General features: G+C 64.3%; 11 protein-coding genes. 9 read left to right on the top strand and 2 right to left on the bottom strand.

Annotated elements, in window-relative coordinates; genetic code table 11:
* Window positions 1-98 precede the first annotated feature (98 nt).
* Together rdgB and hemW are read left to right on the top strand one after the other, a co-directional pair.
* On the top strand, window positions 99-692 hold the full coding sequence (gene rdgB / locus VOI18_RS02100) for an RdgB/HAM1 family non-canonical purine NTP pyrophosphatase (RefSeq protein ID WP_323760751.1): 594 nt from the start codon (window positions 99-101) through the stop codon (window positions 690-692).
* Window positions 689-1858 carry a radical SAM family heme chaperone HemW gene (gene hemW / locus VOI18_RS02095; RefSeq protein ID WP_323760750.1) on the top strand — a complete coding sequence of 390 codons (1170 nt, stop codon included), beginning with the start codon at window positions 689-691 and terminating at the stop codon, window positions 1856-1858. Before rdgB ends, hemW begins: the two co-directional genes overlap by 4 nt.
* Window positions 1859-1861: 3 nt before the next feature.
* On the opposite strand, the gene VOI18_RS02090 is transcribed toward hemW, so the two are convergent.
* A complete protein-coding gene (locus VOI18_RS02090) occupies window positions 1862-3211 on the bottom strand; it encodes a penicillin-binding protein activator (protein ID WP_323760749.1) in 1350 nt (449 codons plus the stop codon).
* Here VOI18_RS02090 and rsmI point away from each other — a divergent pair.
* From rsmI to VOI18_RS02055, 7 genes are all read left to right on the top strand, one after another.
* Window positions 3210-4112: a 16S rRNA (cytidine(1402)-2'-O)-methyltransferase gene (gene rsmI, locus VOI18_RS02085; RefSeq protein WP_323760748.1), complete on the top strand. Its 903-nt coding sequence runs from the start codon at window positions 3210-3212 to the stop codon at window positions 4110-4112. The genes VOI18_RS02090 and rsmI overlap by 2 nt on opposite strands.
* Window positions 4109-4492 carry a YraN family protein gene (locus tag VOI18_RS02080; protein WP_323760747.1) on the top strand — a complete coding sequence of 128 codons (384 nt, stop codon included), beginning with the start codon at window positions 4109-4111 and terminating at the stop codon, window positions 4490-4492. Before rsmI ends, VOI18_RS02080 begins: the two co-directional genes overlap by 4 nt.
* Before the next feature lie 106 nt (window positions 4493-4598).
* A complete protein-coding gene (locus VOI18_RS02075) occupies window positions 4599-5291 on the top strand; it encodes a BON domain-containing protein (RefSeq protein ID WP_323760746.1) in 693 nt (230 codons plus the stop codon).
* Window positions 5291-6238, top strand: a complete 948-nt coding sequence (gene gshB / locus VOI18_RS02070; protein ID WP_323760745.1) for a glutathione synthase — start codon at window positions 5291-5293, stop codon at window positions 6236-6238. Before VOI18_RS02075 ends, gshB begins: the two co-directional genes overlap by 1 nt.
* A 205-nt stretch (window positions 6239-6443) precedes the next feature.
* Window positions 6444-7979: a YifB family Mg chelatase-like AAA ATPase gene (locus tag VOI18_RS02065; RefSeq protein WP_323760744.1), complete on the top strand. Its 1536-nt coding sequence runs from the start codon at window positions 6444-6446 to the stop codon at window positions 7977-7979.
* Between the two features lie 782 nt (window positions 7980-8761).
* Window positions 8762-10555, top strand: a complete 1794-nt coding sequence (locus VOI18_RS02060) for an ATP-binding protein (RefSeq protein WP_323760743.1) — start codon at window positions 8762-8764, stop codon at window positions 10553-10555.
* A 28-nt stretch (window positions 10556-10583) separates the two neighbouring features.
* Window positions 10584-12203: an MFS transporter gene (locus VOI18_RS02055; protein WP_323760742.1), complete on the top strand. Its 1620-nt coding sequence runs from the start codon at window positions 10584-10586 to the stop codon at window positions 12201-12203.
* Window positions 12204-12213: 10 nt separating this feature from the next.
* Here the strand turns inward: VOI18_RS02055 and VOI18_RS02050 are convergent, their stop codons facing one another.
* Window positions 12214-14499, bottom strand: a complete 2286-nt coding sequence (locus VOI18_RS02050) for an NADP-dependent malic enzyme (protein WP_323760741.1) — start codon at window positions 14497-14499, stop codon at window positions 12214-12216.
* Between the last annotated feature and the right edge of the window lie 37 nt (window positions 14500-14536).

Genomic DNA, 14536 nt, shown 5'->3' with positions numbered 1-14536 from the left:
TCGATAAACAGAAAGTTTGATGGACGCAAGCGAAAAATATCGTTTTTCGATATGAATTTTTCGAAAGGCGATATGTAAACACGCGGAAAGGGGTCGAAATGGTGCGCGAAACCTGGGTTCTCGCCAGTCATAATGTGGGCAAGATCAAGGAGATGGAGCAAATTCTCGCGCCTTTTGGCGTAGCCCTGAAGAGTGCTGCGGACCTTGACCTTCCTGAACCCGAAGAAACCGAGGCGACATTTCGCGGTAATGCGGCCCTGAAGGCGCGCGCCGCCTGTGAAGCAACCGGCTTGCCTTGTATCGCTGACGATTCCGGCCTGTCGGTCGATGCGCTGGGTGGTGATCCCGGCATCTACTCGGCGCGTTGGGCCGGTGAGCCGCGCGACTTCCTGCGAGCGATGCAGCGGGTCGATAGCGAATTGTCCCGTGCCGGCGCGACGGACCGGACCGCACGTTTTGTCTGTACGATCGCCCTGGCGCGCCCCGGATCGGACGTCCGATATTTTGAGGGTGAGGTTCTGGGCGAGATTGTCTGGCCGCCCCGCGGAACTGGCGGTTTCGGCTATGACCCGATCTTCCAGCCACGCGGGCACGACATCACATTCGGCGAGATGAGTGCCGACGGCAAGCGCCGGCTCAGCCATCGGGCCCGCGCCCTCGAGGCCATGATTGCCGCCGAGTTCGGATCGTGACCGGAACAGGCCCCTCGCGGCTGGGTGACGCGCTGGGGCTGTATCTTCACTGGCCCTATTGTGCCCGCATCTGCCCCTATTGCGACTTCAACGTCTATCGGCCGAAGGGCAATGATGAGGCCCTGCTGGCCGCCATCCTGACAGATATGTCGGACTGGCGGGCCAGGACCGGTGACCGACCGCTGGCGAGCCTGCACTTCGGCGGCGGAACCCCGTCGCTCATGAAGCCGGACTGGATCGCGCGTGTGATCGAAACGGCGGAGCGCCTGTGGGGGTTTGCGCCTGGCATCGAGATCGGTCTGGAAGCCAATCCGGCCGACCAGGCCCGGTTTGCGGCAATCGGGTCGGTCGGCGTCGGGCGGCTTTCACTGGGTGTCCAGAGCTTTGACGACACGGTTCTCGCCGCCCTCGGACGCGATCATGACGCAGCCCGGGCGCGCGGGGCCGTCGACGCGGCCCTGTCCGCCTTCTCGCGGGTTTCCGTTGACATGATCTATGCGCAGACCGGTCAGACCGTCGAGGCGTGGACGCGTGAGCTGGGCGAAGCGCTCGCCAGCGGGGCGAGTCATGTCTCGGCCTACCAGCTCACCATCGAGCCGGGGACGGCGTTCGGAAAACGTACAGAACGGGGTGAAACCCTGGCGGTCGATGGCGACAGTGCGGCCGATCTCTACGAGGCGACGCAGGCACTGTGTGTTTCCAGGGGGTTCCCGGCCTATGAGATTTCCAACCATGCCCGCTCGCCCGCGGATCAATCGGTCCACAACCGGATCTACTGGGAGGGTGGTGACTGGATCGGTGTCGGTCCCGGCGCCCATGGCCGCCTGGGTCGGTCGACGATGGATGGCCGGATCGCGACCACCGCCTGCCGTCGGCCGGCGGATTATATTGCGGCGGTCAGCCGGTCCGGGTCCGGTGTAGGCGACGGTCAGCTTGAACGATTGACCCCCGACGACGATCTGGTCGAGCGCGCCTTTCTGGGGTTGCGGGTCACTGACGGGCTGGACCTGGGCCATCTTCGAGTGACGACCGGACGCAGCCTGAACGGTGATGGCATCGACCGGATGGTGAAGGATGGCTTCCTGCACCGCGCAGACAGCCGGTTGCAACTGACCGCCCAGGGGCGCCTTCTGGCCGACCGCGTGACCCGTGAGGTTCTGCCCTAGGGCCTAAAAGGCGGGTTCCGGGTCGAATGACAGCGGCGCAGGTTCTATCTCGCGAAATCCGCGTGACCGCATCTCATAGATCGCCAGGCCGCGCTCGATCATGCCGGTGGCCCGGAAGCGGAACAGGCCGTCCGCGCCCAGGAAGCCCTGGTCCTCCTCGATCGCCTCGCGGCTGAAGCCGCGTTCGCCACCATCGAGATGCGCCGCCAGGCTCATGGCGTCATAGGCAAGGCTGGCGATCCGGGACGGCTCACTTCCATAGCTGGCCTCGTAAGCCGTCTCAAAAGCGGTCCGGGCGCTCAGATCCGGTCCGGCAAACCAACCGCCCCGCAAGGCCGGTTCACGCAACAGGTCCGGATCATTCCACAAGCCGGTGCCCAGGAAGCGGACCACAAGCGGGTCAACCGCCTGGGAAATCAGTAGCGGGCCCAGCGCGCGCAGACGCGTTCCACCTTCCGGCAACATGACGGCCTGGAACGGCGCCTCCGGATCGGGCTCCCAGTCCAGCAGGCGCAACTCGTCAGCCTCTTCCGGCGTCAGGGGTTCAAAGACCCCTTCAGCGAGCCGGGCCGACGCGCGGGCCATGGCCTCGACATCGCCGGTGTAAAAGCTTTCCGCAGCAATATGGCCGCCGGTCATGGCTGCATTGTCCTGCAGGGCCGTATGCACAGCCATGCCGTAGCGGTTCTGCGGACCGAGATAGGCGAAGCGCTCGACCCCGCGTCGAGTGGCATATTCGACAATCCTGGCGACTTCGATTTCGGGCGGAAAACTCATAAGATAGACGCCATCACCGGCGACGGTGGTATCGGTGGTGAAGGCAATCACCGGGACACCGGCCTGGCGCGCCACCTGGCCGGCGGCCGAAACGGCGGGGCCAAACAGTGGCCCGATGATGATGTCGGCCCCGTCCTCGATGGCGGCGCGAGCCGCTTCACGGGCGCCTTCGGCAGTGCCCTGGGTGTCCTTCGGGATCATCAGGAGATTGCCACTGCCGCGCTCGAACAGCGCCAGTTCAGCCGAATGCAACAGCCGGATCGCCTCGGAACGGGCGCCGGAACTGTCGGCCGAGAAGGGCAGCAGTACGGCCACCCGGGCAATATCGCGATCAGCCATGTGGGGTGGGATGAGCCCTGTCGCGACCGGTTCTTCGACCGGCTCCGGCTCAATCTCGACCGGTTGCTCGACCACCGGTTCCGGTGGAATGAAGACCGGCGGTGGAGGTGTGGTCTGGGTCGTGCCGCAGGCTGCGAGGGCACCGACCATCGCAATGACAGCAAGGCAGCGCAGCGCGCGGCTTTGTGCCAGAGTGCCGACCGACTGGGCGATACGCGGATTGAAGACTGTAAGCATGACCGAAACATCCCGGGAAATTCTTGGCGAAGCTATCCGCCGCGGCGGCAAGGGGCAAGCACTGGGGCCGGGCCTTTATCTGGTTTCGACGCCAATCGGCAATCTGCGTGACATAACCCTGCGGGCGCTGGATGTACTGGGTCAGGCTGATCGGGTGCTGGCCGAGGACACGCGCGTCACCCGCCGGCTGCTGGACGCCTATGGGCTCAAGGTCGAGCTGACCGCCTATCATGACCATAATGGCGAGCGGGTCCGGCCCGGCATCCTGGACGCCCTGCAATCGGGTGCGCGGATTGCCTTGGTGTCGGATGCCGGCACGCCTCTGGTCTCCGACCCGGGCTACAAGCTGGCCCGGGATGCGATTGCTGCGGGCATTCCGGTTATCGCGATACCGGGGGCGTCGGCGGTTCTGGCGGCGCTGACCATTGCCGGCCTGCCGACCGACTGTTTCACCTTTGCCGGCTTTCCGCCGCAAAAGACCGGCCCGCGTGAGGCTTGGCTTGAGCCGTTCCGGCATGTGCCGGGCAGTCTCGTCTTCTATGAGGGGGTGTCGCGACTGCCAGCCATGATGGCAAGTCTGCACAAGGTGCTCGGGGACCGATCGGCAGCGGTCTGCCGGGAGCTGACCAAAATGCATGAGGAAGCCCGGCGGGGGTCGCTGTCCGAGTTGGCGACCCATTACGCCGAAGCCGGGTCGCCGCGCGGTGAGGTGGTCATCGTTGTGGGCCCGCCGTCCGCCGATGACTGGGATGCCGGTCGGATCGACACGGCCCTGCGCGCGGCGCTGGAAGACATGCGGGTCAAGGAGGCGGCGGGGCATGTCGCCGAAGCGTCGGGATGGCCACGACGCGATGTCTATGCCCGCGCCCTCGCTCTCAAGGGCGGAGATGCGGCGCGGTGACCCGGGCCCGACGACAGGCCGAGGCCCGGGGTCGTTGGGCCGAATGGCTGGCCATGGCCTGGCTGGTCGCGAAGGGGTATCGACTGCTTGATCACAGGGCCCGCACCGCTGCCGGGGAGATCGACCTGGTCGCCCGTCGCGGTGAATATCTGGTTTTCATCGAGGTCAAGGCGCGAGCCACGCTTGCCGGGGCACTGGATTCGATCGGCCCGCGCCAGCGTGGCCGGATCACCCGCGCCGCCTCGATCTGGCGGGCGCCGAGATCCTCATTGCATCACCTGCATTTGCGCTACGACCTGGTCCTGGTGGTTCCGGGGCGCTGGCCGCAGCACCGGCGAGCGGCCTGGACGCCCGGCGACGATGCGCGTGACCTGTTGTGACATTGATTGTTCCGATGCCGCTTGGCCGAAGCGCCGGGACTTGTCATGGTGGCGCGTTTGCAAATGCCCAAGCCGGGGCACGGGCGATTCGACAGGAGTTTCGTGCATGGCCGACCGTTTATCCTCATTTTCAATCGCTCTGGTGCTGGTCGCCGCGGGACTTGTACCGGCCGCTTGCAGCAGCGTTGGCTCGGTCGGGCAAGAACGCTCCATCGGCCGACAACTGGATGACACCAACGCTTCGGTCGCCATCAAGTCCGCCATGCTGCGCTCCGAGGGGTTCGCGCTGGACGGGGTCGATGTCGAGGTTACCGAGGGTATCGCCCTTTTGACCGGCCGGGTGCCGCGCGAGGATGATCGTCTCATGGCCGAGTGTCTGGCCTGGTCCTCGGTGGCGGTTCGCAATGTGGCCAACGAGATCGAAGTGGGGGCCGGGCAGGGTTTCCGGGATCGCGCCCGCGATGCCGAGATCACTGCCCGGGTCAATGGTCGCCTGATCTCTGACCGGGCCGTCCGGTCGATCAATTTCAATGTCGAGACTCGAAACAGCCGCGTCTATCTGCTGGGCGTCGCCCGCAACCGCGGCGAACTCGAACGGGCCAGCACCCATGCGTCGCTGGTCGAGGGCGTGCAGGAAGTGGTTTCCTATGTCCGCGTCGCCGGTGTTGCGACCAATCTGCCGGCCCGGGGCGAACGCCGGGCGGAAGCCTGTGTGGGTGAAGCCAATCCCGGGGTTGAATCCGATCCCGGCGAACCTACCTCCGGTCCGCAATTGCTGGGCGGCTCGGAGACCGGATGATGACATGGCGTGTAGCGGTCCAGATGGACCCGATTGAAGCGGTCAATGTCGACGCCGATACGACCTTCGCGCTGATGGAGGAGGCGCAGGCGAGAGGGGCCGAGCTCTTTGTCTATCATCCTGACCAGCTGGCCTGGCAGGAAGGACGCATCATGGCCCGGGCCCGTCCGGTCAGGGTCAGGCACGTCCAGGGACAACACGCCGAATTGGGCGAGGCGCGCAATCTCGATTTGGCGACGGATGTTGATGTGGTCCTGATGCGTCAGGACCCGCCATTTGACATGGCCTACCAGACCGCCGCGCATCTTCTGGAGATGCTCAAGGGTCAAACGCTGGTGATGAATGACCCGTTCTGGGTCCGGTCGAGCCCGGAAAAGATCCTTCCGCTTCTCTATCCGGACATCATTCCGCCAACCCTGATCACCCGCGACCTGGCGGCGCTGACCGGATTCAGGGACCGGCATGAGGACATCATCATCAAGCCGCTCTACGGCAATGGCGGCGCCGGGGTTTTCCGCCTCAAACCGGGTGACGGCAATTTTTCTGCCTTGCTCGAGACTTTCTTTGCCCAGTCGCGTGAACCCGTGATCGCTCAGGCTTTCCTGCCTGCGGTGACGGCGGGCGACAAGCGTATCCTGATCATTGACGGCGTCCCGGTTGGCGCGATCAACCGGGTCCCGCAGCACGGCCAGACCCGGTCCAACATGCATGTGGGCGGGGTCGCCGAGCCGTCAGACTTGTCCGACAGCGACATGCGGATCTGTGACGCGATCGGACCGGTCCTGAAAGACCGTGACCTGGTGCTGGTGGGTATCGACGTGATTGGTGACAGGCTCACCGAAATCAACGTCACGTCACCGACCGGCGTGCAGGAACTCAAACGCTTTTCCGGCGTCGATGCCTGTGCGGCTTTCTGGGATGCGGTCGCGCGCCGGATTGGCAATTGACCCCGCACGTTTGACGTGTGTCGTGTAATCGTGCATGATTTGTTCCTGTTTTGATCTTGATGTGATCAAGCCTGTGGAAAACCCAATGATGCCGGATGGTTAATGGCATTGGTGTGGGTCGCTGGTTGCTTTTCACATCTGGTGGCGGGGCGCGACACAGGCGGAGTTCTGTGAATCAACACCCCGCTATGACGGGAGAAAAGTAGTGGCAGCCCGCACGGCATCCGTCGCCTTTCATGGCTCTGAAGCCCGGATCGTGGACGTACAGGTTCAGGTTGCGGGTGGGTCTCAACCCATATTTTCGATCGTCGGTCTCGCCGACAAGGCGGTCGCCGAGAGCCGCGAGCGGGTTCGGGCGGCATTCTCTGCATTGGGACTGTCGCTTCCATCCAAGCGCCTGATCGTCAATCTGGCTCCCGCAGACCAACCCAAGGAAGGCGCCCATTTTGACTTGCCGATCGCGATCGGGGTGCTGGCGGAGCTTGATATCCTGCCCAAGGACGTGGCCGAGGACTATCTCGCGTTTGGCGAGCTCGGGGCCGACGCCCGCATCCGTTCCGCCCCCGGCGCGCTGCCTGCCGCTGTTGCTGCACACGCCTCCGGCCGAGCCCTGATCTGTCCGGAGAGTTGTGGTCCGGAAGCGGCTTGGGCCGGAGGCGACCTGGCCATTCTCGCCCCGGCGACGCTGATCCAGCTGATCAATCATTTCAAGGGCAGCCAGGTTCTGGACCGCCCGGCTCCCGGCGAGTTGATCGAGGCGGGTCCCGATGTCGACCTGAAACAGGTCAAAGGTCAGGAAGGCGCCAAGCGGGCGCTCGAAATTGCCGCTGCCGGACACCATAACCTGTTGATGATCGGGCCGCCGGGGTCCGGAAAGTCGATGCTGGCGGAACGTCTGCCTGGCCTGCTGCCGCCATTGACGGCGCCGGAATTGCTGGACGTCTCGATGATCCACTCGGTGGCCGGCCTGCTGGAGCGTGGCAGGCTCACGCGCAATCGGCCCTTTCGCGCGCCCCACCATTCCGCATCGATGGCGGCGATGGTCGGCGGGGGAAGCCGCGCGCGACCCGGCGAAGCCTCGCTGGCTCACCGCGGTGTGCTGTTTCTCGACGAATTGCCGGAATTCCATCCGCAGGTCCTCGACAGTCTGCGACAACCGTTGGAGACCGGCTCGATCACCGTCGCCCGGGCCAATGCCCATATTGCCTATCCGGCCCGATTCCAGCTCGTTGCCGCCATGAATCCGTGCCGCTGCGGCGGCGGCGGGGCCGGTGAGACCTGTCGACGCGGGGCGCGCTGTGCCATCGACTACCAAGCCCGGATATCCGGACCGATGATCGACCGCATCGACCTGCAAATCAGGGTGCCGCCCGTCACCCCGGCCGATCTCGCCCTGCCCGCTTCGCCGGAGGGAACGGCGGAGGCGGCGGCCCGTGTCGCGGCTGCACGTGACGCCCAGCTCGAGAGGGGCCGACTGAACGCGCACCTTCCCACCGATCAGCTCGACCATGTCGCGGCGCCGGATCGAGCCGGAGAGGCCTTGTTGCAGGAAGCTGCCATGCATCAGTCACTGACCGCGCGCTCCTATCACCGGATCTTGCGGGTCGCCCGCACCATCGCCGATCTGGATGGCCAGGACGCCGTGCGCCGCCTGCATATCGCTGAAGCCCTGTCCTGTCGTCGCGGTCTCCGGGATCCGACACAAAAACCCTCCAAAGTCCTGTCCGGCCAGCGTCCATGACCGATTTCGCGGAGCCGGAAAAGAGACGGGCCAGGCAGGGTCGGACACCGCCGGGCGAGCGGCATTGCGAGCGGCATGGCATTACGTGTGTCGTCCGAATGGCGACAGGCCCGGAGCCCAGCAGCCAGAGCCGCTGGAACCGGTCTTTGGTCATCAAGCGCCTGTACCGTGCGCCTGTACCGGGCGTCTGTACCGGGCGTCTGTAACCGGGCATCTGTAACCGGGCATCTGGGGCCCGAGGGCAGCTGGCACCGGGAAAGGCGCGCCGGGCCCGCGATGACGCTTGCCTGGCACCGAAATCTCCCATCGGACGGTCGGCATTGTATCTCAGGCAACGGGCGTCTGCCTGTTCGCCCAGGCAACGGGCTTTCCGCCTCGCGCCACAGGCTTCCGGTTTCGGGCGCCGCGCGCCGGTCGGCAGGTTTCGAACCTCGTCAATCGAGCTGCGGCCTTCCCGCGCCGCACACACCGGTCCGATGGCGGGACGCTGCGTTGGCTGCCAATCCTGTCCTGCGCCACCAGACCGGGCTTGGCTGAAGGGCCAGTGGGGCCGGACAGTGTCACCCAACCAGGGTGTCGGAGCGGCAACCGGGTGGCCGCCGACGCTTCATTAACCCGGACAGGCTATGACGGGCGTGGACCGTATTCGAGGACAGGGCATGGCTGACGAGCCAGGAGACCGCGGATCAGCGAAGGACTTGCCGGGCGCCCATGGCGCGCGAGGTGATCGCGAATCTGCGCCCCCCCCTCTGCCTTCGACAACTCCAGACCTGTCGACCGGCTTGGATGCGCTTCTCCTCGCGGCGCTGGATGCCACCGGTGAACTCATTCTCGTCCGCGGCAATGGTGGCCAGGTCCGCTATGTCAATTCGGCGTTCCTGACGGCCTTTGGCGGCGAGCGGGACGATTGGGTTGGCCGTTGGTTCTCCGTCGCGCCGCCGGTTACCTCACAAAACTCCCGCCGGTATGAAATGTTGATGCGGACCCGCGCCGGCGCGGTCTGGATCGAGTGGGACGAGCGTCTCCTGCCTGGTGATGCGGGTGTTGTGTCGGTTGGCCGTGATGTCACCAGCCGCCGGGCCGCCCATGACGATCTGGAGGAGTCGCAGCGCGCCAAGTCACTGTTCTTTGCCGCGGTTACGCACGAATTGCGGACGCCCCTGGCCGGCGCACTCGGCGTTGCCCGCCTCCTGGAGGCGACCGCCCTCAAACCGGATCAGGCGGACTATGTCCGCTCGATCGCCGCTTCGGCTGACCATGCGCTCGCGATGGTGGACGACATTCTCGACCTGTCCCGCCTTGAGGCGGGACGCCTGGAGTTGCGGCCCGAAACGGTTGATATCGCTGACCTGGTCCGGGAGACCGTCGAGCTGGCGGCGCCGCGGGCCCAGGAGAAAGCGCTCGAGATCGGTGTTGTTCACGCGCAAGGCGCACCGTCGCGGGTCACCGGCGATGCCGCCCGGCTCAAGCAAATTCTCTACAATCTCATTGGCAATGCGGTGAAATTCACCGCGTCCGGAGGGGTCCGCATCGATATCGCGAACGCGCCGGACAGCGAAGGCCGCGACCGCCTCGCCCTTTCGGTCAGCGACACCGGGCCGGGTATTTCCGAGGCCGACCAGGAAAGCCTGTTCGAGCATTTCGAACGCGGCGCGGCCGAGCGGGACGGCGCGGAAAGCGGCGCAGGGCTGGGCCTGGCCATGGTCCGTCGTCTGGCCGATGCGATGAACAGTGCCATGGGGGTGGAAAGCCGGCTGGGCGAAGGCGCGAAATTCTGGCTGATCTTTGATCTGCCCGTTCTCGCGCGGCGTCGGGACGAACCGCTTGCGGGTCGCCGGATTTCCATCGCGAGCGACAACCCAACCCTGCGTGAGATCCTGCGTGACCAGCTGCTCGCGCTGGGCGCCGAGGTCATCCTGGTGGCCGAAACTGACGATCTTTCCGTGGCGGCAGGATCGCAATTGCTCTGGGACGCGGACTGGGCGCGAAATGCGCCTGCCACCCGGTCCTGGCAATTGGTCACACCGGCCGAAAAAGCCAAACGTCCCGATCTTGTCGCCGACGGGAAACGAAATTGGTTCGTCAAGCCGGTGCGCGCTTCGACGCTGGCCGCGCAACTGGGTGGGACGAGTTGCTCCCACGAGGCTCCGGATCAGGACGCTGACCCGATTGCCCGCTGCCAGCCTGACCTGTCCGGCCTTCACATCCTGGTCGCCGAAGATGACCCGGTGAACGCGTTGATCGCGCGCAAGTCTCTGGAACGGCTGGGAGTCCACGTCACGCTCATGGACCGTGGCGATACCGCGCTGGAGGCGATCATGGCCGGCAAGGTCGACGCCGCCCTGCTCGACCAACGCATGCCAGGCCTGGACGGGCCCGCGGTGGCCCGACGGGCGCGGGACGCGAATTGCCGTCTGCCATTGATCGCCCTCACCGCCAATGACAGCGAGGCCGACCGGAAGCTCTGCCTGGCTGCCGGCATGGACGAATTCCTCGCCAAACCGCTCGACGCCCAAAAGCTGGCCGACACCCTCAACCGCTTGTGCCGCCCCGAAAACCGCGCCAGCATGGGCTGACAACGTCCCCTGGCGGAGTGGTAAGAAAATGTCTGACTCGCGAGAAACTGCCGGCGTCGCGGGGCAGCGCACTTTCATGCAAACCCTGGCGGTCTATGCGACGCCGGTCATGATCTCGATGTTGATCCTGGGCTTTGCGTCCGGGCTCCCGCTCTACATGGTTTTCCAGAAATTATCCTACTGGCTCCGCGATGCCGGGATAGATCGTTCAACCATCGGTTTCTTTTACTTTGTCACACTGGCCTACACCCTCAAATGGTTGTGGGCCCCGGTCGTCGACCGGGTCAAAATACCCGTCTTGTCCAAGCGACTCGGCACACGACGGGCATGGATGGTCACCGCAATCGCTGGGACGGTCATCGCGCTTGGGTTTGTCGCGACGACGGACCCTACAGGGGCATCCTATCGCCGTGACGACACGGGGATGCGCCTGGCCCAGATCGAAGTGGGAGAATATCAGGTACTTTTGGACTCACTGGCGACCGCCGAGGCTGACCCGGATCGAAGTGCCGGGAATGTCATTGGCAATGTGATCCACCCGGTCGAGGCGGCTCTGGACGATACTGGCGCTCAGGTGGTGGAGATACCGGAAGAAGAGTACCGACGCTTGTTGTCGCTTGTGAAAGAAGACGAGCACTTCGAGGCCCTCTCCGTTTTTCGGACTCTCGCGACCCTGCTTCCGATCGCAATTGCAGCATTGCTGCTGGCATACTCCGGCGCGACCCTGGATGTCGCGATTGATGCATGGCGGATCGAGTCGGCATCCAATGACATGCAAGCGACCATGGCGGCGGCATACTCCTTTGGCTACCGCATCGCTTACATGACGTCCGGCCTGGGTTTGGCAATATCCGAATGGTCCAACTGGCATGTTTCGTTTCTTGTCATGGCCGCCGCGATGGCCATCTCGGCCGGCCTGGTATTTTTCATGAAGGAACCAAAGGCCGGTGTTGGACGCCGGGCCCTTGAGGGCAGTTTCGGGGTGAAGGTCGTCAATGCCGTTTGGCAGCCCTTCAAGGACTTCTTCGCCCGCCTCGGCTGGTGGATCATCCCTGTTATCGCGCTGATTTCACTTTACCGGATCAGTGACTTCACCATGGGGGTGATGGCGTCGCCCTTGTATTCAGACCTTGAATTCGATCGCGCTGTCGTTGGCGGCATACAGGCAGGGCCCGGCCTTGCGGCGACGATGATTGGATTGTTTGTGGGCGGTGTGACCGCACTGCGGATCGGCATGATGCGGGCCTTGGTGATCGGGCTGGTCATCACACTTGTGACAAACGGCGCCTATGCTTGGCTGGCCGCGACCGCGCAGCCCGACGAGAGTTGGAAACTGCTGATCGCGATCGTTGGGGACAATCTGGCCGGCGGCTTTGTCACAACGGTCTTCATCGCCTATCTGTCGAGCTTGGTTGATCCCGCAAGCGCGGCGACCCAGTACGCGTGGGTTAGCTCATTCTACGCCCTGTTCGCGAAGTTCCTGTCGGGATTTTCGGGCGTACTGGCGGACGCCGTCGGCTGGGTTGCCTTCTTTGTAATCACAGCGGCCTGGACCATACCGGCGGCCATCCTTCTTGCCGTCGTCATCCGGTTCGGACCGGCAGCCGCAAGAGGCGAACACAAATTCGCGGAACGGCAGACTGAATAGCCCTGGTCGCCTACTCAGACAGCCCGCTTTCCACATCATGCTTGTCCGGGTCGTAGGCAGCCAAGGCAGCGAGGGTGGTGATCTCCGACACCGACGCGCCAAGCCGGGCGATCTGGACCGGTTTTTCGACGCCGACCAGCATCGGTCCGATCACCGTGGCTCCACCGGCCATGCGCAATAATTTGGTGGCGATCGAGGCCGAGTGGATGGCCGGCATGACCAGCACGTTGGCCGGTCCCTTCAGGCGCGAGAACGGATAGAGGAAGCGGTGCGACGGATCGAGCGCGACATCGACATTCATCTCGCCCTCGTATTCGAAATCAACGCCGCGCTCGTCGAGGATCTCGACCGCCCGGCGCAGCTTGTCCGACCGGTCGCCAGACGGGTTGCCGAAGGTTGAATAGGACAGGAAGGCAACCCGTGGCGTGAAGCCGAAGCCCTTGGCCGCTGCGGCGGTCTCGATGGCGATATCGGCGAGCGCCTCCTCGTCCGGAAATTCCGCGATATTGGTGTCGGCGATGAAGAGGGTACGGTTCTTGGCCAGAGCGATGGACATGCCCATCACGCGTTGACCCTCGGCCGGGTCGAGAACCTGGGTGACGTCAGCCAGTGCCGCGCCATAAGAGCGCGTCGTGCCTGTGACCATGCCGTCGGCATCGCCCAGCTTGACCATGCAGGCCGAAAAGACATTGCGGTCATTGTTGACCAGGCGCTGCACGTCGCGCTTGAGATAACCCTTGCGCTGCAGGCGCCCGTACAGGAAGTCGGCATAGTCGGCATTGCGGTCGGACAGGCGCGCATTGACGATTTCGATCGAGTCTTCCGGCACGCCGACCAGGCGCATGTTGGCGCGGGTGATTTCCTCGCGACCGACCAGAACGGCCTTGCCCAGCTCCTGGTTCTGGAAGGCATAGGCGGCGCGAATGACAGCCGGTTCCTCGCCTTCGGCAAAGACGATACGGCGGCCATGACCCATCACCGCGCCCTGGATCCGTTGCAGCAGGGCCGCGGTCGGGTCGAGGCGGCGGGCCAACGAGGCGCGATAGGCGGCCATGTCCGGGATTGGCTTGCGGGCCACGCCGGTGTCCATCGCAGCCTGTGCCACATAGGGCGGGACGTAGGAGATCAGGCGCGGATCGAAGGGAGAGGGAATGATGTAATCGCGCCCGAAACTCGGTCGGGCACCATGATAGGCTGCGGCGACCTCGTCCGGCACGTCTTCCTTGGCCAGCGCGGCCAGGGCCTGCGCCGCGGCAATTTTCATCTCCTCATTGATCGTCCGGGCGCGGACATCGAGCGCGCCGCGGAAGATGTAGGGGAAACCAAGGACGTTGTTGACCTGGTTGGGGTAGTCTGATCGACCCGTGGCCACAATGGCGTCGTCACGCACGGCCCGGGCATCTTCCGGCGTGATCTCCGGATCCGGGTTGGCCATCGCGAAAATGATCGGGTCCTTGGCCATGGTCTTGACCATGTCCTGGGTCAGGGCGCCGGCTACCGACAGGCCGAGGAAGCAATCGGCTCCGTCCACGGCTTCCGCCAGTGACCGCTTGTCGGTCTGGACCGCATGGGCGGCCTTCCACTGGTTCAGATTATCGCGTTCGCTGTGAATGACGCCCTTGCTGTCACACAGAATGGCGTTGTCCGGGTGCACGCCCATTGCCTTCAGCAATTCGAGAACTGCGATGCCAGCCGCGCCGGCTCCATTGACCACGACTGTGAGGTCCTCGATGCGGCGATCGGTCAACTCACAGGCATTGATAATGCCGGCCGCAGAGATGATGGCGGTGCCGTGCTGGTCGTCATGGAAGACCGGGACATCGAGCAGTTCGCGCAGGCGCTGCTCGACGATGAAGCTCTCCGGCGCCTTGATGTCTTCCAGGTTGATGCCGCCGAAGGTGTTGCCGATGCGTTTGACGCACTCGATGAACTGCTCCGCGTCTTCCTCTTCGACCTCGATATCGATGGCGTCGATATCGGCAAAGCGCTTGAACAGGACGGCCTTGCCTTCCATGACCGGCTTGGACGCCATGGCGCCCAAATTGCCAAGGCCCAGGATGGCCGTTCCATTGGAGATCACGGCGACCATGTTGCCCTTGGACGTGTAGTCATAGACCTTGTCCGGATCGGCAGCGATGGCCTTGACCGGCACCGCGACGCCGGGGCTGTAGGCGAGTGACAGATCGCGCTGGGTCGCCATTGGCTTGGTCGGCGACATGGCGAGTTTGCCGGGAACAGGTTCCTTGTGGAAGGCGAGGGCATCCTCGTCCTCAACGCGGCTGGTTCTGTCGTTCATCACCGATGTCCTTGTAAGATCTGAAGTCCCGGGGGTT

Origin of the sequence: Maricaulis sp., assembly GCF_034670125.1 — a bacterium.
Taxonomy (GTDB): domain Bacteria; phylum Pseudomonadota; class Alphaproteobacteria; order Caulobacterales; family Maricaulaceae; genus Maricaulis.
The sequence above is the reverse complement of the archived record's forward strand: the minus strand, read 5'-3'. Positions and strand labels throughout refer to the sequence as shown.